Below are 24,288 nucleotides of genomic sequence, written 5' to 3'. Positions count from 1 at the left end.
CCGCTACCGCTGCTCGAAGGCAGGGATGATAGCGTCATCCACCCACGCTTTCAGTCGGCGATGAAACGACCGTGGCTCACCAGTCTATGACGCTCCTTGCGGCCGACGTGCTGATGCTTTGCCTGACGGTAGATGGCGTCGAATACCGCACGGTCCAGCTGCGGATAGTGCGCGAGTGCAACTTCCACTAACTGGTCGAAACGACCTTCGTCGATGTATTGCCGCGCCCGGTAGTAGTAAAGGAAGCCGAACTGGAAACCGAGCACCGCAGCAAAATGCGGCAGCGGGCCGATGTAGCAGTTCTCCAGATCGATCACCTTGGGCGACCCGCCGCCGGTATGGACCATGACGTTGCCGAGCCACAGGTCGAGGTGGGCAATCTGCCTGGCGTGCAGTTGCCCTACGAGGTCGAGTGCCTGTGCCAGCAACTGCCCAACGGGCAGGTGCTCCTGTTCCAGGGCTTGCACACCATCGACGTAGCCATCAAGGAACTCGGTGAGCAGGAACAGCTCATCTATCAGTCCATAGCGCCGCTTGCGATACCCAAAGCCGTGCACGGCCGGGACCGGCGCATTGCGCGCACTGGCTTCCGTGGTGTTGAGGAGCTCTGCGACCGTCCAGTCAAAGCCACCCTGCCGACGCTTGCGGCCCAGTAGCAGGCGAACTTTGGATCGAATCCCATCGACTCGGCTGACCTTTACGAAGGACAAGGCGCCGTTGCCCTGGACGCAACCGACGATGCGACGCCCTTGCTCACGCTGGCGAATGAGATCGGCAATTCCGGCCAGCAAGCCGGCAGAGGCTGAATCACCTGCATGCAGCGTCAGTTCACCATTCCTGATGGTATGGGGAAACCGCTTCCGTTGTGGTTTGAACAGCATGGTATCGACACAGGAGAGACATCATTTTGATAGCACTCATTTAACGAAAATTTCACATTTAATACACGCGCTATTTGAAGTTTCGGGACAGTTACGTTCGCTGAACCTCGACAGGACCTCCCGGTCGATTACGAACCGCTAAGGTTTCTGGAAAGGCAATTCGAGGGAACGCCATGCAACGCCTGCTCAATATGCTCAAGGACCTCGCCATCCTGGTCCGTGCCAACCTCTGGCTGGTGCCGGTGCTGGCCGCACTGGTCGCCGCGGTCTTCTACTTCGTCGCTCCGCCACCGCCGATGAGCGCCACCCTGGCCACTGGCGCTCCAGGTGGCGGCTATGCGGTGTTCGGCCAACGCCTGAAAGAGGAGTTGGCCAAGCAGGGCTTCGACTTGCAGCTGGTGCGCACCGCCGGCTCGCGGGAGAATCTCGACAAGCTGCTGGATGGCAAGAGTGGCGTAGACCTGGCGCTGGTGCAGAGCGGCCAGGAGCAGCAGCTCGAAGCCAAGCAGCGCGCGCACTTGCAGACTCTCGGTGCAATGTTCCAGGAGCCGCTGTGGCTGTTCCAGCGCCGCGAAGCGAAGATCGACCGCCTCGCCGACCTGCTCGCACTGCGCGTCGCCATCGGCAGCGCCGGCAGCGGCACCGAGGCTGTGACCCAGGCGATCCTCAAGGCCAACGAGATTCCCACCGATCCTCTGCCCGCCGGCTGGCAGGCACGTGGCGGCAACGCGGTGGCCAACGAACTGCTGGCCGGCGAGCTGGATGCGGCCTTCTTCGTTGGCCCGGCGGAAAACCCGCTGGTGCAGCGCCTGGCCGCCAGCCCCGATCTCACGCTCACCGGCTTTCGTCGCGCCCATGCCTATGAGGCACGGATTCCCTTCCTCAAGCGCGTGGAAGTCAGCGAAGGCCTGCTGAACCTGGCGCAGAATATTCCGGATCAGGACATCGCCACCCTATCGCCGGTGGCGACCCTGGTGGCCAACGGCGACTTCCACCCGGCGCTCACCCCGCTGATCCTGGAGGCCGCACGGGCCGTGATGAAGAGCGGCACCCTGCTCGACCCGGCCGACGCCTTCCCCAGCGCAGAACCCCGGACGCTGGCACTGCAGGAAGACGCCGAGCGCTACTACAAGAGTGGCCCGCCGCTGCTGCAGCGCTTCCTGCCGTTCCGCATCGCCTCGCTGGCGGACCGCTACATCATCCTGCTGATTCCTTTCATTGCCATCCTCATCCCGCTGCTCAAGTCCATCGGCCCGCTGTACCGCTGGCGCATCCGCGCGCGCATCTACCGCTGGTACCGCTACCTGCGAGAGATCGACCGGCGCCTGGACGAACGCACCGGTAGCGCCGAGCTGAGCACCGAGATCGAACGCCTGGAGCAGCTGGAGGCCGAACTGGCCAAGGTCGAGGTGCCGCTGTCCTACTACAACGAGCTGTACGAGCTGCACCTGCACCTGAACTACGTGATCCGCCGCCTGCGCCAGCTACGCCGCAACCGACGCGAGCGCGACGAGGGGCTGGCGCCGGCGGCGGACTGATCGGCGTCGCGCATCCCGGCGCCTTGTCGGGTAAACTCTGGCGTTTTCCAATCCGCCCGCCCCGCCGCCGCTTCGATGCGCGCGGCGCCGCCGGCACTGAACATCCGGGTCCGCCATGCCGATTCGCCACGCCATCGTCCACCTGATCGACAAGAAGCCCGACGGCAACCCCGCGACGCTGCATGCGCGCGATGCCGAGCTGGGCGACTCCCAGGCCATCGAGAACCTGATGGCCGACCTCAACGAGAGCTACAACGCCAAGCCGAACAAGGCCTGGGGCCTGTTCCAGGGCGAGTCGGGCGCCTACCCGTTCAGCGGTTGGCTGGGCGAGTACCTGGACAGCGGCAAGGACTTCGTCGCCTTCTCCAAGCAGGCGGTGGAGCACCTGAAAACGCTGATGGAAGAGTCCAACCTCTCCACCGGCGGCCACGTGCTGTTCTGCCATTACCAGCAGGGCATGACCGACTACCTGTCCATCGCCCTGCTGCACCACAGCGAAGGCGTGGCGGTCACCGAGGCGCTGGAAGTCACCCCGTCGCGCCACCTGGACCTGGGCCAGCTGCACATGGCCGCGCGGATCAACATCTCCGAGTGGCGCAACAACAAGACGTCCAAGCAGTACATCTCGTTCATCAAGGGCAAGGGCGGCAAGAAGGTCTCGGACTACTTCCGCGACTTCATCGGTTGCACCGAAGGCGTCGACGGGCCGAGCGAGACCCGCACCCTGCTCAAGGCCTTCAGCGACTTCGTGGAAAGCGAAGACCTGCCCGAAGAGCAGGCCCGCGAAAAGACCGACGTGCTGGTGGACTACGCCACCAGCCAGGCGAAGATCGGCGAGCCGATGGCCCTCGACGCGCTCTCCGAACTGATGGACGACCAGGCACCGCGCGCCTTCTACGACTACATCCGCAACAAGGATTACGGCCTGTCGCCGGAAATCCCGGCGGACAAGCGCACCCTCAACCAGTTCCGCCGCTTCACCGGCCGCGCCGAAGGGCTGTCGATCAGCTTCGAGGCGCACCTGCTGGGCAGCAAGGTGGAGTACGACGAGGAGCGCGACATGCTGATCATCCGCGGTCTGCCGACGCAGTTGCAGGACCAGCTCAAGCGCCGCAAGGACTGACGGTTTTTCACCCATAAGAAAGCCCATCTCGCGATGGGCTTTTTTTGTGCGTGACGATTGGGCGCTGGGCGGTTCGCGAGCAAGCTCGCTCCTACAAGAAGCCCACTGGGCATTCCGGCGAACGGCAGGGGCGAGGGGGACGCCCAGTTCTTGCTCGCGAACCTGCTGGGCAGAGGACTCAAACGAGCGCTGCACGGACTTCCGACAAAACGCCCCGCAGCCCGCGCGGTGCGGCTGCTAGAGTCAGATCAGGCGCCTCTCGCTCGCGGTGGCCGCCATGCCCGCCTTGCACGCCTTCACTGTCGTAGCGTCCCCGCTCTCCGGGCATCCCCGGATGCACTGCTCGTACCTCGCGTTGCTGTTGCTGCTCTGCGCCAACCTACTTTTCGCTGCCCCGACGCCGCAGTCGCTCACGCCCAACGTCGCGCGCTTCGTGCTGGCCAACGCCGAATTCAGCGTGATGCACGAGATGGGGCACATGCTGATCGCCGAGTACGACCTTCCGGTACTCGGGCGCGAGGAGGACGCGGCGGACCAGCTCGGCTTCATCCTGCTGTTCCGCCTCTACGCGAAGCTGCCGCGCGACGAGGTCGACGCGCGCCTGCTGGACATCGCCGACTACTGGCGCCTGGAATGGCAGACGCCCAAGCCGCCACCGGACCAGGTGCTGGCCTGGGACAGTCATCCGCTGGACGAACAGCGCTACTACAACATCGCCTGCCTGCTCTACGGCAGCGACATGGCGCGCCTGGACTGGCTGCCGCCGTTGACCGGGCTGCCCTACGAACGTGCCGTGTACTGTGACCAGGAGTTCCAGCAGGCCAGCAAGGCATTCGAGTGGATTCGCCACGCGCGGCGGCATCCGTCGATCCAGCACCGCGCCGCGCTGCGTCTGAACTACGACACGCCGGCGGTGGACCGCGATAGCACGCTGCCGCTGATCGCCCTGCTACGTGACGGTGATCATCTGCAACGCATGGTGGACGAGGTGTTCCGGCTGTTCCGCCCGCCGCGTCCGCTGACGATCCAACTGGTCAGCTGCGGCGCACCGGACGCCTGGTACAACAGCAACAGCGGGGAAATGGCGCTCTGCTACGAGCGCCTGCAGCACTTCCGCGAAATGGCCGAGAACCTGCCACGACTGCGCACCCCAGTGACGCGGCAGTGCCCTGGCCCGGTCGGACTCAGGCCGGGCGGATGCTGAAGCCGACGCGAGGGAAGTGCACATGCACCGTGCCGGCGCGCGGGTCCTCGCGGCGCAGGATCAGGCTTTCCAGCCCGGCGTGCACCAGCTCGCCTTCCACCGGATCGCAGCCGTAGTCGGTGGCGGCGATCACCACGCGCTGGCCGGGTGTGAAGCCGTTGGGGTCGACGAAGTCTTCCTGGGGCAATGCGGCGGGCTGGCTGTCGCGCGCCACGGCGATGGCTTCTTCGCTGCTCATTTCACTGGGTGCGCCATGGCCGAAGCCCAGCACGCGGCCGAGCCAGGCACTGAGCGCCGGGTAGGCGTCCACCAGTGGCGAAGTGACCGGCGTGGCCTTGACGAACCACAGGCAGTGGGCGAGGGACAGGTCGGCTACCGAAGGTTCGCCGAACAGGAAATCGCCTTCTTCGCGGGCCAGTTGCTCCTCGACGCGCGCCATGAAAGCCGGCCACTGGTGCTTGGCCTGCTCGGCCGACAGTTTGCTGGCCGTGCCGCCGCTGAACAGCTGGCTGCGGTCTGCGACGAAGGCCTTGAGGAACTCCGGCGGCAGCTTGCCGAAGCGCATGGCGATGGATTCGGGCTGGAACACAAGGCTGACCGCGTGCTGGAAGACCACCGAGTCGACCCACAGCGAGAAGCTCGCAACGGTGAATTCGTGACCTTCTGGGAACAGGGCGGGCACGGCCTTTTCCTGGTCCAGGCGGCGGGCAATCAGCGCGGTGTCGCAGTAGATATCGGCGCCGACCTGCAGCACCGGCGTCTTGCGGTAGCCGCCGGTGAGCGGCATCAGGTCCGGCTTGGGCATCAGCGGCGGGATGGTCACCGAGCGCCAGGGCAGCTGCTTGAAGCCCAGCATCAGGCGCGCCTTTTCGGCGAACGGTGAAGTCGGGTAGTGGTGCAGGATCAGCTCGGACATGGTGGGCTCCAGCGGCCGCAAAGTGGTCCGGCAGCTTAACCCGTGCTTCGCGCGAGTCCTACCTCATCCCTCGGATGGGATGACATCCACGGCGTTGATGACGAACGGATTGGCCAGCACCAGGCGTTCCTTGGCTTTCTTGGTCAGCGCCTTGATTGCGCGCTCACGGCGCAGGGCGTCGCCCTTGCCGGGGCAGGCCTCGACGTAGACCAGCGCCTGGGCCGGGCTGGAGTGGAAGAAGCGCGCGCCCTTGCCGGTGCGATGGGTTTCGAACCGGCGTTGGGCGTCGTCGCTGATGCCGCAGTAGAGCGCTCCGTTCTCGGCACGCACCAGGTAGACGAACCAGGGTTTGGGTTCGGCCGCGGTCACGACGCCCAGACCCGCGCCTGCATGCGGTCGCAGTAGCCGACCAGGCGTTCGTAGCTGCGCGCCATGTCGTTGAGCGGCGTTTCCAGGGTGCTGAGGATCAGGTTGGCCAGCACGCCGTAGGTGGCGGCGTCGGCGCTGCACGGCTGGGCACCGCCGAAGTACGGCAGGTCGCCGAGCATGCCGTCCAGGGCTTCGAGGTCGTCGCGGGCGAAGCCCAGCAGCTCGTCGCGGCTATGGCGCATCAGGCCACGTCCCTTCAGGTCGCCGCGGATCTTGCGTTGCATCAGCATGCCCACTGCCGGGCGCAGCGGCGCGGGAATGCCGCGGAACATCACGTCTTTCACCTGGCGGAAGCCCTGCTCGTCGAGCCAGCGGAAGTACACCAGCAGCGGCACCAGGTGCTCGTCGCACAGACGGGTGATCGATACCGCCCAACCGCGGCCACGGGCGTCGAGCCCCGCGTCCAGGTCGAATTCGTAGTACTGCTGCAGCGTACGCATGATGATCGCCGTATCGGCGATGGCCTTGCCGTCCAGCGTTATGAACGGCAGCTTGCCCTTGGGCCCCTTGCGCGGGTCCATCACAGGTTTGACCTGGTACTCCAGCCCGGCGAGGCGCAGGAAGGTCTCCAGCTTCAGGCAGAAGGGGCTGACGTTGGGTACGTTGAAGGCGGGCGGGAACTGGAAAAGAGTGATCATGGCGGCGTCCGGTTCTCAGTCGCCTGTCATTTAAGCCTATCCCGCCGCCACGGGCGAGCCCGAAAGCCCTCTATCCGGCCTTCGCTGCTCGTTGTGCGCGGTATGCCGCGAGGCCTTTAGCGGCCTGCGCGCGGATCGCCGCCTGCACCGGCGGCGCCCAGCCCAGCAGGGCTCCCTTGGCGCCGAGGGCCTGGCGCGACCACTTCCAGAGGTCGAAGCTGTCCACGTGCTGACAGATCAATCCGTCGCGAAAGTGGAAATGTGCCCGGATGTGATTAGTCACTTTCCGACCGGTCTGGGTGAAGGTGTAGGACGCCACCCAGCGAGCCGAACCCCGCTGCCCATCAGCCTCGACGCCTTCATAGGTCAGCGAGAAGTCCTGGGCGCGAGCGGTGAGCATGCGCCACATGTCACCGGCCTCGGCGCCGTGCAAGTCGGTGAAGACCGGATCGCTGAATTGCACATCGGCGCTGTAGCAGGCGGCCATGGCTTCGCCGTCGCGGCGCTGGAAGGCCTGGTAGAAACGTTCGATCAGCTGGGCGTTGGGATGGGCCATGGTGCGCTCGTGTCGGTGGGCAATGGACGCAGTATCCACAGGGTCTCGACTGGACACGATTGGCGTTATGGACAACATTATGATCAATAGCGCCAAATTTCTTACACGAGCACAGTGAGACGCCATGTTCAGGATAGCCCTGTTCGTCTGCCCGCAAACCCTGTGTTCCAGCCTTGGCCTGGCCATGGACAGCTTCCACCTTGCCAACCGCCTGGCCGGTGAGCGCCATTTCGAGGTGCTGCGGGTCAGTGCCGAGGGTGAGCCGGTGGACCTGTCCTTCGGCCGCGTGGCGGTGGAGGGCGGGCTCGAACTCGCCGCCGGCTGCGACCTGCTGCTGGTTCCCGCCACCGGCGCGGATATCGACGCCACGTTCGCCGCCAATCAGCCACTGCTTGCCTGGCTGCGTCGCGCCCCTGCCAGCGTGCAGCTCGGCAGCCTGTGCAGCAGCGCTTTCCTGCTGGCCGAAGCCGGCGTGCTGGATGGTCGTCGCGCCACCACGCATTGGGCGCTGGAGACGACCTTCCGGGAGCGTTATCCACAGGTGCGGCTGGACATCGACGCCCTGTGCACCGACGACAACGGCCGGCTCTGCTCCGGCGGCGCCCAGGCCGGGCTGGACCTGTGCCTGTACCTGATCGAACGCCATGCCGGCGCCGCCCTGGCGCGGCGCGCGGCGGCGACCCTGGTGTTCGAGCACGGGCGAGGCCGTCAGCGGCGCTTCACTCCCCTGCTACCCGACCCGCTGCCCGCCGGTTCGCCGCTGGAGCCTCTGTTGGCCTGGCTGGAGGACAACTACGCGCAACCCTTCGACCTCTCCAGCCTGGCGCAGCGCGTGCACTGCTCCACGCGCACGCTGTTGCGGCGTTTTCGCGAGCAGGTGGGAATGTCACCGAACGATTACGTGCAGCGCCTGCGTATCGCTTCGGCACAGGAAGCGCTGGGCGATCCGGGGCGCTCGCTGGAGCGCATCGCCAGTGATGTCGGCTACGCCGACCGGGCGAGCTTCGCGCGGCTGTTCAAGCAGGTGTGCGGGGAGACGCCGGGGGCTTTCCGGCAGAGGCTGATAGGGCGGCAGACTCAGGACTTGCCTGAGCTATAGGAGCTGTAGGAGCTGTAGGAGCTGTAGGAGCTGTAGGAGCTGTAGGAGCTGTAGGAGCGAGCTTGCTCGCGAACCCGCCTGACGCCATGGCAATCGACGAAATCCGTTCGCGAGCAAGCTCGCTCCTACATCAAAGAGCTTTAGTGGAACCACTCCATCGCCGTGCGCCAGACGCAGACGCCGACGAAGTAGGCCGAAGCCGCGAACCACAGGCCCAACAACCAGGGTTGGTCGACCGGATGCTGGAGGATCAGCAGCGCGCTGCTGAGCATCCAGACGAAGGTCACGGCGATGTTCAGCGGCATGAACTGGCGCACGCGGAAGGGGTGCAGGAACTTCATGCGGGTCAGGGTCAGCGCGGCCAGCACCAGCACGGTGACGAAGCTCACCCAGGGGTGCAGGTCGAGCACGAAGAAGTACACCGCCACCACGTTCCATGCGGCCGGGAAGCCGACGAAGTAGTTGTCCTTGCTCTTCATGTTGACGTTGCAGAAGCAGAACAGCGAGGACACCAGGATCACCCCCACCGCCAGCAGCTCGGTGTGCACCGGCAGCGGCACGTAGCGGTAGATGAAGATCGCGGGGATGAAGACGTAGGTGAGGTAGTCGATCACCAGGTCCAGGGTCGAGCCATCGAAGTGTGGAAGCACCGCCTTGACGTCGAACTTGCGCGCCAGGGTGCCGTCCAGGCCATCCACCAGCAGCGCCACGCCCAGCCAGAGAAGGCAGGCTTGCGGCCTGTTGTCGACCAGCGCCAGGAGCGCGAGCAGCGCGAGGATGACACCGCTGGAGGTCACCGCGTGGGCGCCCCAGGCCTTGGCTTTACTGAGGTTCATTGGCGATAGGATCAGGTTCACGTCGGCTCTCTTCCTTTAACGGCGGATGCAGGCGAGCTACTTCAAACGTTAGCCCATCCCTGACAAACCACTGCACATGGGAACACCGATCCGACGGCCGAGTTCAGCCGGCTTTTCACGATGCGCACCTTGTGGCGGTGGAATCGGCAGCATACGCCGTTGCGCCGGGGGCTCGCCATCGGGGGAGACGAGCGTGACGAGGTCAGCCCCATCACGTGAAAGATGGCGTTACCCCCCCTGTAGGAGCGAGCTTGCTCGCGAACCCGCCCAACGCTGTCGCTGCCGGAAACCCGTTCGCGAGCAAGCTCGCTCCTACGAAGAGCTATATCAATGCAGGATCTGGCTGAGGAACAGCTTTGTGCGGTCCGACTGCGGGTTGTCGAAGAACTGGTCCGGCGGCGCCTGCTCCACGATCTCGCCCTTGTCCATGAAGATCACCCGGTTCGCCACGGTGCGGGCGAAGCCCATCTCGTGGGTTACGCAGAGCATGGTCATGCCGCTCTGCGCCAGGCCGATCATGGTGTCGAGCACTTCCTTGACCATTTCCGGGTCGAGTGCCGAGGTGGGCTCGTCGAACAGCATGATTTTGGGCTTCATGCACAGCGCGCGGGCGATCGCCACACGCTGCTGCTGGCCGCCGGAAAGCTGGCCGGGGAACTTGTGGGCCTGCTCCGGGATGCGCACGCGCTCCAGGTAATGCATGGCGACTTCCTCGGCCTGGCGCTTGGGCATCTTGCGCACCCACATGGGCGCCAGGGTGCAGTTCTGCAGCACTGTCAGGTGCGGGAACAGGTTGAAGTGCTGGAACACCATGCCGACTTCGCTGCGGATCGCCTCGATCTGCTTGAGGTCGTTGGTCAGCTCGGTGCCGTCGACCACGATGCTGCCCTGCTGGTGCTCCTCCAGGCGGTTGATGCAGCGGATGGTGGTCGACTTGCCCGAACCGGACGGCCCGCAGAGCACGATGCGCTCGCCCTGCTTGACCTCCAGGTTGATGTCCTTGAGCACGTGGAACTGGCCGTACCACTTGTTCACGCCCTTCATGGTGATCATCACGTGATCGCCGACGGCCGGCTGTGCGGTCTTGTTGGTGGCTTCAGACATGATGAACTCCTAACGCTTGTGGCCGGTGTCCAGCTTGTGCTCCAGGTGCATGGAGTAGCGGGACATGCTGAAACAGAAAATCCAGTAGACGACCGCGGCGAATACATAGCCTTCGGTGGCCATGCCCAGCCAGGCTGGGTCCGAGGTCGCGCGCTTGATGCTATTCAGGAAGTCGAACAGGCCGATGATGATCACCAGGCTGGTGTCCTTGAACAGCGCAATGAAGGTGTTGACGATGCCGGGAATCACCAGCTTGAGCGCCTGCGGCAGGATCACCAGACCCATGGTCCGCCAGTAACCCAGGCCCATCGCGGCCGCGGCTTCGTACTGCCCTTTGGGAATGGCCTGCATGCCACCGCGAACGACCTCGGCGATATACGCGGCCTCGAACAGCACCACCATCACCATGGCCCGCAGCAGCTTGTCGAGGTTCATGCCTTCGGGCAGGAACAACGGCAGCATTACCGAGGACATGAACAGCACGGTGATCAACGGCACGCCGCGCCAGAACTCGATGGTGGTGACGCAGATGACCTTGATTGCCGGCATCTTCGAACGCCGCCCGAGCGCCAGCAGGATGCCCAGCGGCATCGCCCCGCAGATGCCGACCGCGGCGATCACCACCGTGAGCATCAGGCCGCCCCAGGCGCTGGTGGGCACGGTCTCCAGGCCGAGGAAGCCGCCGTGCAGCAGCCAGTAGGCCACGATCGGCAGCGCCACGAGGAAGCCCAGGCCGTACTTCACCTTGTACTGGAAGCGCTTGAGGAACAGCGGCGCCGCGCCGAAGACCACGAACAGCACGGTGAGATCCACGCGCCAGCGCAGCTCCTCGGGGTAGAAGCCGTACATGAACTGGCCGAACCGCGAGCCGATGAACACCCAGCAGGCGCCCTCGCGGGAGCAGTCGGCGCGGGTGGTGCCGGTCCAGTCAGCCTTGATGATCGCCCACTCCAGCAACGGCGGCACGATCAGGTAGACCAGGTAGATGCCGACCAATGTCAGCAGCGTGTTGAACCAGCTGGAGAACAGGTTGGCGCGCAACCAGGCCAGCGGGCCGATGCTCAGGCCAGGCGGCGGCAGGTCGGGCTTGAAAGTATGTGTTGCCATCGTCGGCTCCCTATCGCTCGACCAGCGCGATGCGTTTGTTGTACCAGTTCATCAGCAGCGAAATGCTGATGCTGATGGCCAGGTACACGCTCATGGTGATGGCCATGGTCTCGATGGCCTGGCCGGTCTGGTTGAGCACCGTGCCGGCGAACAGCGAAACCATGTCCGGATAGCCGATGGCGGCAGCCAGCGAAGAGTTCTTCGCCAGGTTCAGGTACTGGCTGGTCAGCGGCGGGATGATCACCCGCAGCGCCTGCGGGATGATCACCAGGCGCAGGATATTCCCCGGCCGCAGCCCCAGGGAGCTGGCCGCCTCGGTCTGACCATGGCTGACCGCCTGGATGCCGGCGCGCACCGTCTCGCCGATGAAGGCGGCGGTGTAGACCGACAGCGCGAGGACGATCGATACCAGCTCCGGAATCACCACCCAGCCGCCGCGGAAGTTGAAGCCCTGCAGCACCGGAACGTCCCAATGGAACGGTGCGCCAGCCACTTGCGCCACCACGCCGGGCAACAGAATAAGCAACGCCAGACCGCTGACGAATACCGGGAAGGCCTTGCCGGTTGCATGGCGACGAGCCCGGGCCCATCTCCAGATCACCGCCCAGCCGACGAGAGCCAGGATCACCGCGACGATGAACGGGCCGAGGCCATCCGCGGCGACCGGCGCGGGCATCTGCAGGCCGCGATTGTTGACGAAGAACAGGCCGCCGAAACTGATGCTCTGCCGCGGGTTCGGCAGCGGGCCGAGCACGGCGAAGTACCAGAAGAAGATCTGCAGCAGCGGCGGGATGTTTCGGAAGGTCTCGATGTACAGCGTCGCCAGCTTGCGGATCAGCCAGTTGGGCGACAGCCGCGCGACACCGAGGATGAAGCCGATGATGGTGGCGAAGAAGATACCCACCACAGTGACCAGCAGCGTGTTCAGCAGACCGACCAGAAACACCCGTCCGTAGGTGTCGCTTTCGCTGTAATCGATCAGGTGCTGGGAGATGCCGAAGCCGGCGCTGTGGTCGAGGAAACCGAAACCGGACTGGATGCCGCGGTGGGCCAGGTTGGTCTGGGTATTGTCGAAGAGGAACCAGCCGACCGCCACGACGAAGATGACGGCGATGACCTGGAATACCCAGCCGCGCACGACGGGATCGTTGAGCGACACCTTGCGCGCAGGCCGGGCCTTGATGGAGTTCTGCATGTAAGCCCTCTTACGAACCCTGCCAGGCGACCACAGGGCTACGCCCGCGACCGCCCGGAAGGCTCACGTCGTTCGAAACAGTCCGGCGCCCAGACTCCGGGCGCCGGCGCAGGTCAGGTCAGCGCACCGGCGGCGAGTACTGCAGACCACCCTTGTTCCACAGGGCATTGAGGCCACGCTTGATCTTCAGCTCGCTGCCGTCGCCGACGTTGCGGTCGAAGATCTCGCCGTAGTTACCCACTTGCTTGACGATCTGTACCGCCCAGTCCTTGGGCAGCTTGAGGTCCTTGCCATAGTCACCCTCGGCGCCGAGCAGACGCGCGACGTCCGGGTTCTTGGTGCTCTTGGCCTGTTCCTCGACGTTCTTCGAGTTGATGCCCAGTTCCTCGGCGTTGAGCATCGCGAAGAGCGTCCAGCGGGCGATGTCGAACCACTCCTCGTCACCCTGGCGCACGGCCGGGCCGAGGGGCTCCTTGGAGATCACTTCGGGCAGCACCACGTAGTCGTCCGGCGCCGCCAGCTTGATGCGCTGGGCGTAGAGCTGCGACTGGTCGGAGGTCAGCACGTCACAGCGGCCGGACTCCAGCGACTTGGCGCTCTCGTCGGAGGTGTCGTAGGTGATGGGGGTGTACTTGAGGTTGTTGGAGCGGAAGTAGTCGGACAGGTTGAGCTCGGTGGTGGTACCGGCCTGGATGCACACGGTGGCGCCGTCGAGCTCCTTGGCGCTGGAGACGCCGAGCTTCTTGTTCACCAGGAAGCCCTGGCCGTCGTAGTAGGTCACGCCGACGAAGTTCAGGCCCATGGCGCTGTCGCGGGAGCTGGTCCAGGTGGTGTTGCGCGAGAGGATGTCGATCTCGCCGGACTGCAGCGCGGTGAAGCGCTCCTTGGCGGTCAGCGGGCTGTACTTGACCTTGGTCGAGTCGCCGAACACGGCCGCTGCCACGGCGCGGCAGACGTCCACGTCGATGCCCTTGTACTGGCCCTTGGCGTCGGCATACGAGAAGCCGGGAAGACCGTCACTGATACCGCACTGCACATAGCCTTTCTTCTTCACAGCATCCAGGGTGGCGCCGGCATGCGCGAGGCCGCTGATGCCGAACACGGCGGCGGTGGTCAGCACTGCCAGGGTGGATTTCACCATCTTCATCGATCTTCTCCGTTGCTTTTTTAGTGTTTTGGAGTCCCGGTTCCACCGCCGTACCCTCGTGAGGCACCAGCAAGACAACAAACGGGATGGAGACCTGAAGGTGAGTCTAGACGGCTTGCGAAATTTCCTTCGGCAAGCCGCGAACACACCTTCGAGCGCGCAGGTCTTGCGCGCTGGAACGGGTCATCAAGGGATCATTGCGTGAAGGCGAAGGCCCGCCGCACCGACTGTTGACCGCAGCCGGCACGACGGGCCCTGAAGCAGCCCAAGGCTTTGGTGGCGCCACTTCCGGTACAGCTTTCCGGATGGGGTCGGTAGAGTGTTACCGGAAGTGGGGCCGCACAGCCTGGAAACAGTGATAGCAAGGGGCGTACCAGCCTAGGAACGTTCCTGCGAATTCGCGCAGTCAAGTCCCACAAGTTATGGCCATGCGACATCTTCTTGCATCGCCTCTCCACCCTATTCCGAACGCAGCGCCCCATCCTAGAGCGCCTGCCCCATCCTGGAGCCTCCATGACCCAGCCCCTGATCCTCGAACCCGCCCAAAACGCCGACTCCTGCGTCATTTGGTTGCACGGCCTGGGCGCCGACCGTTACGACTTCGAACCGGTAGCACAGATGCTGCAGCGCAGCTTCACCTCGACGCGCTTCATCCTGCCCCAGGCGCCGACCCGCCCGGTCACCGTGTTCAACGGCATGCCCGCGCCCAGCTGGTACGACATCCTCGCCATGGCCCCGGCGCGCGCCATCGACGAAGCGCAGCTGGAGGCCTCGGCCGACAGCGTCATCGCGCTGATCAAGGCGCAGATCGACCAGGGCATCGCGCCAAAACGCATCATCCTCGCCGGATTTTCCCAGGGCGGCGCCGTGGTGCTGCACACCGGCTACCTGCGCTGGGACGGCGAACTGGGCGGGGTCATGGCGCTCTCCACCTATGGCCCGACATTCAGCGAAGGCATAAGCCTGCCGGCTACAAAAAGACAACTGTCGGCGCTCTGCCTGCATGGCACTTTCGATGACGTGGTGCTGCCTGCCATGGGCCGCGCCGCTTATGACTTCCTGCAGGCCAACGAGGTGCCCGCCCAGTGGCGCACCTACCCGATGAGCCATGAAGTGAGCAACGAGGAACTCGGCGATATCGGCGCCTGGCTGCGGGAGCGCCTGTGATCCCCTGACCCTGCGGAGAACAAGAAGAAGCATGAACGCCCCGATCAGCAGCCTGCGTGACGTCCAAGCCCTGGAACAGGTCCCGCTGCAGGACCGCGACCTGCCGCCGAACACCTACGAACTGCTGCGCCGCTCGGCGCAGCAGTTCGGCCCGTCCACCGCCCTGAGCTTCCTGCTGCAGGGTTCGGCGGCCGAGGAGCCGATCCAGGTCAGCTACGCCGAACTGTTCTCCCGCGTCACCCAGGCGGCCAACGCCTTCCATCGCCTGGGCGTGCGGCCGGGCACCTCGGTGTCGTTCCTGCTGCCCAACCTGCCGCAGACCCATTACGTGATCTGGGGCGGAGAAGCGGCGGGGATCGTCAACGCGATCAACCCGCTGCTCGATCCGGGGCACATCGCCGAGCTCGTGCGTGCCGCCGATTCCCGTGTACTGGTCACCCTGGCCCCCTTCCCCGGCACCGATCTCTGGGACAAAGTGGCAGCGCTGCGCGACCACCTGCCCGAACTCAGCGCCATCGTCACCGTCGACCTCGCCAACCTGCTGCCGGAGCCGCAGCGCTCGGCGATCAAGGCCCAGCGCGGTGCGCTGCCCGACGGAGTGCTGGACTTCGACGAGCTGCTCGCCCAGTGCCCCGACGACCACCTGGAAAGCGGCCGGGTCATCGGCCCCGACGAGGTCGCCTCCTACTTCCACACCGGTGGCACCACCGGCACCCCCAAGCTCGCGCCGCACAGCCATTTCAACGAAGTGGCGATGGCCGAGATCATGGGCCTGAACTCCGACTACGACGGCCACGACGTACTGCTCTGCGGCCTGCCGCTGTTCCACGTCAACGGAGTGATGGTCAGCGGGCTCGCGCCCTTCATGCGCGGCGGCCATGTCCTGCTGGCCGGCCCGCAGGGCTATCGCAACCCGACGCTGATCCAGGATTTCTGGAAGCTGGTGGAACGCTACAAGGTCACCAGCTTCAGCGGCGTGCCGACCATCTATGCGGCCCTGCTGCAAGTGCCCAGTGAAGGGCGCGACCTCTCCAGCCTGCGCTTCGCCCTCTGCGGCGCGGCGCCCATGCCGGTGGAACTGATCCGCCAGTTCGAGGCGAAGACGGGCCTGAAGATCATCGAAGGCTACGGCATGACCGAAGGCACCTGTGGCACCAGCTGCAACCCGCGCGGCGGCGAGCGACGCCCCGGTTCCATCGGCCTGCGCCTGCCCTACTGCGAACTGAAGTCGGTGATCCTCGACGGCGATGGCCACTACCTGCGCGACGCCGAAGTAGACGAGATCGGCAATATCTGCCTGCGTGGGCCGACCGTCTTCAAGGGCTACCTGCAGGCCAGCAAGAACAAGGACATCTGGGTCGACGGCGACTGGTTCAACACCGGCGACCTGGGCCGCATCGACGCCGACGGCTACATCTGGCTCACCGGGCGCAGCAAGGACCTGATCATCCGCGGCGGGCACAACATCGACCCGCAGATGATCGAGGAAGCCCTGCACCGCCATCCCGCCGTGGCCATGGCCGCCGCCGTCGGCAAACCGTGCCTGAGGGCCGGCGAGCTACCGGTGGTGTATATCCAGCTCAAGCCCGGCGCGCAGGTGAGCGAGGCGGAACTGCTGGCGCACGCCGCCCAGCACGTGCCCGAGCGTGCAGCGGTGCCCAAGGATGTCTGGCTGCTGGACGCCATTCCCGTCACCGCGGTCGGCAAGACCTTCAAGCCCGCCCTGCGCCTGGATGCCATTCGTCGCGTGTTCGAGGACGAGACCCGCCACCTCGCCCCGGCACCGCGCATCGAGGTGGTCGCCGATGACCGCCTGGGTCAGAAAGCTCGCTTGTTCGTCGGCGCCCTCGACCTAGACTCGCGCGCCGCACTGGCCGAGCGACTGGGTGGTTACGCGGTGCACGTGGAGTGGCTGGAAAGCTGATGAAACACCCGGCCGACCGCCGGTCGGCCGGGTCTGGCTGCGAATTGCCAGTAGTCAAATCTGACTAATACTGATGGCTCAATGTGCGAAGAGGACTACAGGGAGAGTCAGTCGTGCACATCATCAGTCGTCATCCGACTTCCGCTGCGTCATGAAAGCCGCGCAGTGGAAAGAGGACATTCGCCAACTCCAGCACCTGCGCCTGTTCCAGAACGTGGCCGCGGCCAATCTGGAGCAGCTGCTCAAGGATTTCCGCGCCTGTGAACTGGAGCGTGGGGAAATCCTGCTGTCGCCATTCAACCGCAACCACTTCCTTTATATGGTCCTCACCGGGCACCTGACGGTGTACCTGGGTTCGCTCGACAACCAGCCGGTCAGCACCCTGCATCCGGGCGACTGCGCCGGCGAGATCAGCTTCATCGACAGCGACCATCCCTCCGCCTACGTCGTCGCCAGCGAACCGACCACCGTGCTGCGCCTGCACCGCGAGGCGTTGATCGGCCTGTTCGAGCACTCCCCGCAGGTGATGCAGAACCTGCTCTCGGTACTTTGCGAACGGGTCCGCGAGGGCAACCGGATCATTCTCGACACCGAGCAGAACGCCAATATCGATACCCTCACCGGGCTGTTCAATCGCCGCTGGCTGGAGCACATCTACGACCGCGAGAGCACGCGCTGCGCGTTCAACGAACAGCCCATGTGCATGCTCATGCTCGATGTCGACCACTTCAAGAACTACAACGACGAGCACGGCCACCTGGCCGGCGACTATGCCCTCTGCCTGGTCGCCCACACCCTGCGCAGCCAGCTGCGGCCCAAGGACAGCATGGCCCGCTATGGCGGCGAGGAGTTCGTCATCCTGCTGCCGGAAATCGCCATCGACGAAGCCAGGCGTATCGGCAACCGCCTGCGCCAGAGCCTGGAACAGGTCGCCTCCTTCTATTCGCCGGTGGGCGTACTGCCCGGCGTCACCGTCTCCCTGGGCCTGGCCGAGATGGACATCCAGGAAAACCTGCCGAGCCTGATCCTGCGCGCCGACGGTGCCCTCTACCAGGCCAAGCAGAAAGGCCGCAACTGCCTCTGCGGCTGATCTCCCACCGCACTGGCCCGTCTGTTAGATTCCCCCAGCGAAAACACCAATAACAACAAAGCTGGGAAGCTGACATGCGCAAACTGCTGATCGTCCTGCTCATCCTGCTGGCCGTTGGCCTGGGGATCTTCTTCAACCTGCCGGGCTATATGGACCGGGAGATGAACACCGTGGCCAGCCCGCCGCCCTACCCCGCCTCGTCCGAGGCCCAGGCGCTGCACCAGACGCTGTTCGTCGCCGACCTGCACGACGACGCCCTGCTCTGGGACCGCAACCTGCTCGACCGCCACGACCACGGCCACACCGACGTGCCGCGCCTGCTCGAAGGCCATGTCGGCCTGCAGGTGTTCTCCACCGTCACCAAGACCCCACGCGGCCTGAACTACGAGAGCAACAGCGCCGACAGCGACAACATCACCCCGCTGGTCATCGCCCAGCGCTGGCCGGCGCGCACCTGGAACAGCCTGCTCGAGCGCGCCCTGTATCAGGGCGAACTCCTCGACAAGGCCGCCGCCGACAGCCAGGGCAAGCTCACCCTGATCCGCAGCCGCGACGACCTGACCCGCTACCTCGCCGCCTGGCAGAAGGACCCGAAGCGCCTCGCCGGCGTGCTCGCCACCGAAGGCCTGCACCCGCTGGAAGGCAAGCTGGAGAACATCGACCGCATGTACGACGCGGGTTTCCGCATCATGGGCCTGACCCACTTCTTCGATAACGAGGTCGGCGGCTCCGCCCACGGCCTGAAGAAAGGCGGGCTGACCGAGTTCGGCCGCCAGGTCGTCCCGCGCCTGGAAGAAAAGAAGATGCTGATCGACCTGGCCCATGCCTCGCGTCCGCTGATCGACGACCTGCTGGCCATCGCCAAGCGTCCGGTGATCGTCTCCCACACCGGTGTCGCCGGCACCTGTCCCGGCCCGCGCAACCTGACCGACGCGCACCTGCGCGGCATCGCCAACACCGGCGGGGTGATCGGCATCGGCTACTGGGACGGCGCGGTCTGCGAGACGTCCGTGAACGCCATCGTCAAGGCCATGCGCTACGCCGCCGATAAAGTCGGCGTCGAGCACGTCGCGCTGGGCTCCGATTTTGACGGTGCGGTGAACGCGCCCTTCGACACCACCGGCCTGGCACAGCTGACCCAGGGCCTGGCGAAGGCCGGTTTCAGCAACCAGGACATCGCCGCGATCATGGGCGGGAACGTGCGCCGGCTGCTGCTGGAGAACCTTCCGTAGGCCAAGTCAAGCCCTTGGATGCCCGTGGCACTTCGCCCTGCGGGCATCTTGCATTACACTGGCGGCCGTTCATTCCTTAACCAACACGAGACAGCCGTGCTTAAAGCACTCAAGAAAATCTTCAGCAAGGGCGACGGCGAGCAACCCGTGGCCACGCCAGCGGCCCCCGCTCCCGCCGCAGAAAAGCCCGCCCAGAGCGGTGAAAGACGTCCGCGCAAACCGCGCACCCCGCGCCCGGAAGGCGAATCCGCCGAGAAACCGGCCCGCGGCCCGAAGAGCGACAAACCCCGCGCCGAGCGTTCCGACAAAGGTGAACGTGGCGAAAAACGCGACCAGGCAGCCAAGGCCGAGCCCGCAAAGACCGAAGGCGCCGACAAGCCCCGCGAGCCCCGGGCCGACAAGCCGCGCCGCGAACGCAAGCCGCGCCCGCCGGTGGTCGACAACTGGAAGCTGGAAGACTTCGCGGTGGAGCCGGCCGAAGGCAAGACGCGTTTCCACGACTTCAACCTCGACCCGCGTCTGATGCACGCCATCCATGACCTGGGCTTCCCCTACTGCACGCCGATCCAGGCGCAGGTGCTGGGCTTCACCCTGCGTGGCCAGGACGCAATCGGTCGCGCCCAGACCGGCACCGGCAAGACCGCGGCGTTCCTGATCTCGATCATCACCCAGCTGCTGCAGACCCCGCCGCCGAAAGAGCGCTACATGGGCGAGCCGCGTGCGCTGATCATCGCGCCGACCCGCGAGCTGGTGGTGCAGATCGCCAACGATGCCATCGGCCTGGCCAAGTACACCGGCCTGAACGTGATGAGCTTCGTCGGCGGCATGGACTTCGACAAGCAGCTCAGGACCCTGGAATCGCGCTTCTGCGACATCCTGGTCGCCACCCCCGGTCGCCTGCTGGACTTCAACCAGCGCGGCGAGGTGCACCTGGACATGGTCGAAGTGATGGTGCTGGACGAAGCCGACCGCATGCTCGACATGGGCTTCATCCCGCAGGTCCGCCAGATCATCCGCCAGACCCCGTACAAGGGCGAGCGCCAGACCCTGCTGTTCTCCGCCACCTTCACCGACGACGTGATGAACCTGGCCAAGCAGTGGACCGTCGATCCGGCAATCGTCGAGATCGAGCCGGAGAACGTCGCCAGCGATACCGTCGAGCAGCACGTCTATGCCGTTGCCGGTAGCGACAAGTACAAGCTGCTGTACAACCTCATCGCGCAGAACGACTGGACCCGCGTGATGGTCTTCGCCAACCGCAAGGATGAGGTGCGCCGCATCGAGGAACGCCTGACCAAGGACGGCATCAGCGCCGCCCAGATGTCCGGCGACGTGCCGCAGCACAAGCGCATCAAGGTTCTGGAAGGCTTCCGCGAAGGCAAGATCCGCGTCCTGGTCGCCACCGACGTCGCCGGCCGCGGCATCCACGTCGACGGCATCAGCCACGTGATCAACTTCACCCTCCCCGAAGATCCGGACGACTACGTGCACCGCATCGGCCGTACCGGCCGCGCCGGCAGCACCGGTACCTCGATCAGCTTCGCCGGCGAGGACGATGCCTTCGCCCTGCCGCCGATCGAGGAACTGCTGGGCCGCAAGATCAACTGCGAGATGCCGCCCACCGAGCTGCTCAAGCCGGTTCCGCGCAAGCACTGATCCGCCGCTGCACCAGCTTTCTGCTCCAAAACAAGGCGAAGCCACCCGGCTTCGCCTTTTTTGTTTCCACCGGCGTTACGTCCGGTGACGCCTGCTCCTCTCCTCCGCGGAAATAAGCGCCGGTCCCCGCGCCAGAGCCTCGCGTTTTTCCCGCCGGACCCGCTGGGACGACCGTGCGGGATTCCCCGCAAACAATGGCACCGCGCCATCCCTGTCACGAAATCAGCCCCGCCCCGGCCATTTCTGCTCAGTTTTATTTACAGACGTAAAAAAATTCGCACGCTTCTTGCAAAGCACGCGAGAACAATTCCAAGAACTCGTCGGAATCCTCCCATGCCCTTGCGCGCCAAACTTGCTCTGAGTTTCCTCTCGGTCGGCCTGATCCCGGTACTGGTGATGGCCATCGTGGTCTATCTCCAGGCCAGCCGAGCCCTCGAAGAACAAAGCCTCAACGCCCTGGAGGCGGTCGCCAGCATCAAGCAGCGGCAGCTGATGGACACCTGGAAGGCCCGCAACGACCAGCTCAGCAGCCTCGCCACCAACCTGGGCAGCAACTACGCGGGGCTGGACAGCGAGTCCCTGGTGACCACCGCCAACTACGACCGCCCGGTATTCGAGAACTTCATCAAGACCTTCGGCTACCGCGAACTGCGCCTGGTGGCCGGCGACGGCAAGGTGGTGTTCAGCCTTGGCCGCGGCGTCGACTACCAGCAGAACATCGGTGATCCGCAATGGCGCGACACCCCGTTCGGCAAGTTCATCCGCACCGCGCTGGACAGAGGCAAGGCCAGCATCAGCGACCTGGAGCAGGCGCCCAACGATCAGCAGCCGGTGCAATGGCTGGCCGCGCCGATCAAGGACAACGGCAAGCTGCAACTGCTGCTGGTGCTGGAGCTGCCGCTGGCGGCTATCAACGAAGTGATGCAGAACCGCCAGGGCCTGGGCGAAGCCGGGGAAACCTATCTGGTGGGCGGCGACGGCAGCCTGCGCTCGGACTCCGCGCGCTTCGCCGATCACCACGTGCGCCGCGACCAGGAGACGCCCACCCGCCTGCCCGGCGAGGCCATCGCCAAAGCCCTGGCCGGCGAACAGGGGCGGCTCGCCGAGGTCGGCCTGAGCAACGAGCCAGCGCTGAAGTCCTTCGTCCCGCTGAACCTCGACGGGGTGCACTGGGCGCTGGTGGCGGAGATGGACCAGGCCCAGGCCTTCGCCCCGGTGCGCAAGCTGATGTGGCAGATCCTCGTGCTCGGCCTGCTGACCCTGGTCGGCGTGGCCGCCGGCACCTGGCTGGTCAGCCGCAGTGTGATGCGCCCGCTGGGCGGCGAACCGGCGAACATGGCCGCGCTGGCCCAGCGACTGGCCAACGGCGAGTTACGCCTGAGCGACGATGCCAGCGCCAGCAGTGGCCTGATGCAGGCACTGCGCGAAATGACCACGGCCTGGCGCCAGGTGGTCGAGCGCCTGCGCCAGGCCAGCGAAGCCGTGGGCGATGCCAGCGGCGACATCCTCGACGCCGCCGGGCGCACCAGCAACCACCTCGACCAGCAGCAGGAAGCGCTGGAAATGGTGGTCAGTGCCGTCGACCAGATGGCCGCCACCGTGCAGGAAATCGCCGGCAGCGCCAGCCGCAGTGCCGACGGCAGCGCCGCCGCGCGCCAGGCCTTCGTCGCCATGCAGGGCACCCTGCAGCACATGATCGGCCGCCAGGACCAGTTGCTCGTCGGCCTGCGCCAGGCCGACGGCGTGGTGCAGACCCTGGCCGGCGAGAGCCAGCAGATCGGCTCGGTGCTGGACGTGATTCGCTCCATCGCCGAGCAGACCAACCTGCTCGCGCTCAACGCCGCCATCGAAGCCGCCCGCGCCGGCGAGGCGGGCCGCGGTTTCGCCGTGGTCGCCGACGAAGTGCGTAGCCTTGCCCAGCGTACCCGCAGCGCCACCGACGAGATCGTTGCCATTGTCGGCAGCCTGGGCGACTCTTCCATCCAGGCGCAGTCGAGCATGAGCGGCGCCAGCGAACAGGCCCACACCCTGGAGCACGACACCCAGGCCGTGATCGAGGCCCTCGGCGCGCTGGACGAGTCCCTGCAGGGCGTGCACGCCATGGCCTTCCAGATCGCCGCCGCCGCCGAACAGCAGGCCGCCACGACCCAGGAGGTCAACCAGCACATGCACCGCCTGAGCGACATGACCGTGGAAAACCGCAAGACCGCCGCGCACACCCGCGACTGCGGCGAGCACCTGCGCCGCGTGGCAGGCAGCCAGGAAGAGCTGGTGGCGCAGTTCAAGCTGTAAACCAGAGCGCCTTCCCTTGTAGGAGCGAGCTTGCTCGCGAACCACTTTCCGCCGGAAGTTCCGGTGTTGTGCGGTTCGCGAGCAAGCTCGCTCCTACCAGAGCCCCATCCGTCCACGTCCCCTTGCCGACAAAGACAGCAGAGTCCAGAATGGAAAAATAAATCCATATCTGGAGCCTCGCCATGTCCGCCGCCACGCCTTTCACCCTCAACCAGGCTGACGCCGAACGCCTGCTGGAACAGGTCGACGTGCTCCAGGCAATGCGTGACATGTTCGTCGAACTGGCCGCTGGCAGCGCCGTGCAACCCGCGCAGCAACTGGTGGAATTCCCCAATGGCGGCGGCGACTTCATCAACTACCTGGGCGTGCTGGCCTCGCAGAAGGTCTACGGCGTGAAGACCTCGCCGTATATCGTGCGCCAGCCCAAGTCGCTGGTCACCGCGTGGAGCCTGCTGATGTCCATGGAGAGCGGCCAGCCGCTGCTGCTGTGCGACGCCGGCAGCCTGACCACCGCGCGTACCGCCGCCACCACCGCCCTGGCGGTGCAGGAACTGGCCCGCCCGGACGCCAAGCGCCTGGCCATCGTCGGCAGCGGCCCGGTAGCCCGCGCACACCTGCGCTACGTCGCCGGCCTGCGCGACTGGCAGAGCATCCGCGTCTACTCGCCAAACCTGAACGCCGGCGTGCTGGCGCAGTTCGGTGCCATCGATTCCCGCGCCGAACCGGCCACCAGTGTCGAGTCCGCCGTGGGCGACGCCGACGTGGTGCTGCTGTGCACCTCCTCCGGCACTCCGGTGCTCAACCCGGCGATCCTCACCAAACCCGCGCTGATCACCTCCATCAGCACCAACGTCGCCCGCGCCCACGAAGTCCCGCCGCAGTCGCTGTCACAGATGGACGTGTACTGCGATTACCGCGCCACCACCCCGGCCGCCGCCGGGGAGATGCGCCTGGCCCGTGACGAGCATGGCTGGGACGGTGATATTCGCGGCGACCTGCCCGAACTGGTCAGCGCCCAGGCCGCCAAGCCGGACTACCAGCGCCACGCGTTCTTCCGCTCCATCGGCCTGGGCCTGGAAGACGTCGCCCTAGCCAATGCGCTCTACCATCTGCAACTGAAGAACGCCTGAGCC

General features: G+C 65.5%; 21 protein-coding genes. 11 read left to right on the top strand and 10 right to left on the bottom strand.

Annotation, left to right across the window (positions count from 1 at the left end; all coding sequences use genetic code 11):
- Positions 1-50 precede the first annotated feature (50 nt).
- Entirely contained in the window at positions 51-881 is an 831-nt protein-coding gene (locus G4G71_RS09200; protein WP_169936997.1) for a lipopolysaccharide kinase InaA family protein, read from the bottom strand.
- Positions 882-1,054: 173 nt separating this feature from the next.
- Between G4G71_RS09200 and G4G71_RS09195 the strand changes: the two genes are divergently transcribed.
- The 3 genes from G4G71_RS09195 to G4G71_RS09185 all read left to right on the top strand — a co-directional run bounded on the left by G4G71_RS09195 (position 1,055) and on the right by G4G71_RS09185 (position 4,746).
- Entirely contained in the window at positions 1,055-2,419 is a 1,365-nt protein-coding gene (locus G4G71_RS09195; RefSeq protein ID WP_169936995.1) for a TAXI family TRAP transporter solute-binding subunit, read from the top strand.
- Positions 2,420-2,534: 115 nt separating this feature from the next.
- The gene (yejK, locus tag G4G71_RS09190; RefSeq protein ID WP_169936993.1) at positions 2,535-3,542 is read left to right on the top strand and encodes a nucleoid-associated protein YejK; all 1,008 of its coding nucleotides are present in this window, start codon (positions 2,535-2,537) and stop codon (positions 3,540-3,542) included.
- A gap of 277 nt (positions 3,543-3,819) precedes the next feature.
- Positions 3,820-4,746, top strand: a complete 927-nt coding sequence (locus G4G71_RS09185; protein WP_240964890.1) for a DUF4344 domain-containing metallopeptidase — start codon at positions 3,820-3,822, stop codon at positions 4,744-4,746.
- Here G4G71_RS09185 and G4G71_RS09180 read toward each other — a convergent pair.
- The 4 genes from G4G71_RS09180 to G4G71_RS09165 all read right to left on the bottom strand — a co-directional run bounded on the left by G4G71_RS09180 (position 4,727) and on the right by G4G71_RS09165 (position 7,285).
- Complete coding sequence (locus tag G4G71_RS09180) at positions 4,727-5,662, bottom strand: glutathione S-transferase family protein (protein WP_169936991.1); 936 nt, start codon at positions 5,660-5,662, stop codon at positions 4,727-4,729. The genes G4G71_RS09185 and G4G71_RS09180 overlap by 20 nt on opposite strands.
- Before the next feature lie 63 nt (positions 5,663-5,725).
- Complete coding sequence (locus G4G71_RS09175; RefSeq protein ID WP_169936989.1) at positions 5,726-6,031, bottom strand: GIY-YIG nuclease family protein; 306 nt, start codon at positions 6,029-6,031, stop codon at positions 5,726-5,728.
- The gene (locus tag G4G71_RS09170) at positions 6,028-6,729 is read right to left on the bottom strand and encodes a glutathione S-transferase C-terminal domain-containing protein (RefSeq protein WP_054909117.1); all 702 of its coding nucleotides are present in this window, start codon (positions 6,727-6,729) and stop codon (positions 6,028-6,030) included. The genes G4G71_RS09175 and G4G71_RS09170 overlap by 4 nt, the downstream gene beginning before the upstream one ends.
- A 70-nt stretch (positions 6,730-6,799) precedes the next feature.
- Positions 6,800-7,285, bottom strand: coding sequence for a nuclear transport factor 2 family protein (locus G4G71_RS09165; protein ID WP_169936987.1), 486 nt, complete (start codon positions 7,283-7,285; stop codon positions 6,800-6,802).
- 124 nt (positions 7,286-7,409) lie between these two features.
- Between G4G71_RS09165 and G4G71_RS09160 the strand changes: the two genes are divergently transcribed.
- Positions 7,410-8,384 carry a GlxA family transcriptional regulator gene (locus tag G4G71_RS09160; protein WP_169936984.1) on the top strand — a complete coding sequence of 325 codons (975 nt, stop codon included), beginning with the start codon at positions 7,410-7,412 and terminating at the stop codon, positions 8,382-8,384.
- Positions 8,385-8,524: 140 nt separating this feature from the next.
- Here the strand turns inward: G4G71_RS09160 and pcsA are convergent, their stop codons facing one another.
- The 5 genes from pcsA to G4G71_RS09135 all read right to left on the bottom strand — a co-directional run bounded on the left by pcsA (position 8,525) and on the right by G4G71_RS09135 (position 13,794).
- Positions 8,525-9,220 (bottom strand): phosphatidylcholine synthase, encoded by a 696-nt coding sequence (gene pcsA, locus G4G71_RS09155; protein ID WP_169942579.1) that lies wholly within the window; start codon positions 9,218-9,220, stop codon positions 8,525-8,527.
- A gap of 348 nt (positions 9,221-9,568) precedes the next feature.
- Complete coding sequence (locus G4G71_RS09150) at positions 9,569-10,345, bottom strand: amino acid ABC transporter ATP-binding protein (protein ID WP_169936982.1); 777 nt, start codon at positions 10,343-10,345, stop codon at positions 9,569-9,571.
- A gap of 9 nt (positions 10,346-10,354) precedes the next feature.
- A complete protein-coding gene (locus G4G71_RS09145; RefSeq protein ID WP_169936980.1) occupies positions 10,355-11,452 on the bottom strand; it encodes an amino acid ABC transporter permease in 1,098 nt (365 codons plus the stop codon).
- A gap of 10 nt (positions 11,453-11,462) precedes the next feature.
- Positions 11,463-12,647, bottom strand: a complete 1,185-nt coding sequence (locus tag G4G71_RS09140) for an amino acid ABC transporter permease (protein ID WP_169936979.1) — start codon at positions 12,645-12,647, stop codon at positions 11,463-11,465.
- A 118-nt stretch (positions 12,648-12,765) separates the two neighbouring features.
- On the bottom strand, positions 12,766-13,794 hold the full coding sequence (locus G4G71_RS09135) for an amino acid ABC transporter substrate-binding protein (protein ID WP_169936977.1): 1,029 nt from the start codon (positions 13,792-13,794) through the stop codon (positions 12,766-12,768).
- A gap of 513 nt (positions 13,795-14,307) precedes the next feature.
- On the opposite strand from G4G71_RS09135, the gene G4G71_RS09130 reads away from it, so the two are divergent.
- From G4G71_RS09130 to G4G71_RS09100, 7 genes are all read left to right on the top strand, one after another.
- Positions 14,308-14,961, top strand: coding sequence for an alpha/beta hydrolase (locus G4G71_RS09130; protein ID WP_169936975.1), 654 nt, complete (start codon positions 14,308-14,310; stop codon positions 14,959-14,961).
- A 31-nt stretch (positions 14,962-14,992) separates the two neighbouring features.
- Positions 14,993-16,885, top strand: coding sequence for an acyl-CoA synthetase (locus G4G71_RS09125; protein WP_169936973.1), 1,893 nt, complete (start codon positions 14,993-14,995; stop codon positions 16,883-16,885).
- 151 nt (positions 16,886-17,036) lie between these two features.
- Positions 17,037-17,975 (top strand): GGDEF domain-containing protein, encoded by a 939-nt coding sequence (locus G4G71_RS09120; RefSeq protein ID WP_054909125.1) that lies wholly within the window; start codon positions 17,037-17,039, stop codon positions 17,973-17,975.
- A gap of 74 nt (positions 17,976-18,049) precedes the next feature.
- Positions 18,050-19,207 carry a dipeptidase gene (locus tag G4G71_RS09115; protein ID WP_169936971.1) on the top strand — a complete coding sequence of 386 codons (1,158 nt, stop codon included), beginning with the start codon at positions 18,050-18,052 and terminating at the stop codon, positions 19,205-19,207.
- Positions 19,208-19,303: 96 nt separating this feature from the next.
- The gene (rhlB, locus tag G4G71_RS09110) at positions 19,304-20,863 is read left to right on the top strand and encodes an ATP-dependent RNA helicase RhlB (protein WP_169936969.1); all 1,560 of its coding nucleotides are present in this window, start codon (positions 19,304-19,306) and stop codon (positions 20,861-20,863) included.
- A 333-nt stretch (positions 20,864-21,196) separates the two neighbouring features.
- Positions 21,197-23,155: a methyl-accepting chemotaxis protein gene (locus G4G71_RS09105; protein ID WP_169936967.1), complete on the top strand. Its 1,959-nt coding sequence runs from the start codon at positions 21,197-21,199 to the stop codon at positions 23,153-23,155.
- A gap of 182 nt (positions 23,156-23,337) precedes the next feature.
- Complete coding sequence (locus G4G71_RS09100; RefSeq protein ID WP_169936966.1) at positions 23,338-24,285, top strand: ornithine cyclodeaminase family protein; 948 nt, start codon at positions 23,338-23,340, stop codon at positions 24,283-24,285.
- Positions 24,286-24,288 lie beyond the last annotated feature (3 nt).

Origin of the sequence: Pseudomonas multiresinivorans (genome assembly GCF_012971725.1) — a bacterium.
GTDB lineage: Bacteria > Pseudomonadota > Gammaproteobacteria > Pseudomonadales > Pseudomonadaceae > Pseudomonas > Pseudomonas multiresinivorans.
The sequence above is the reverse complement of the archived record's forward strand: the minus strand, read 5'-3'. Positions and strand labels throughout refer to the sequence as shown.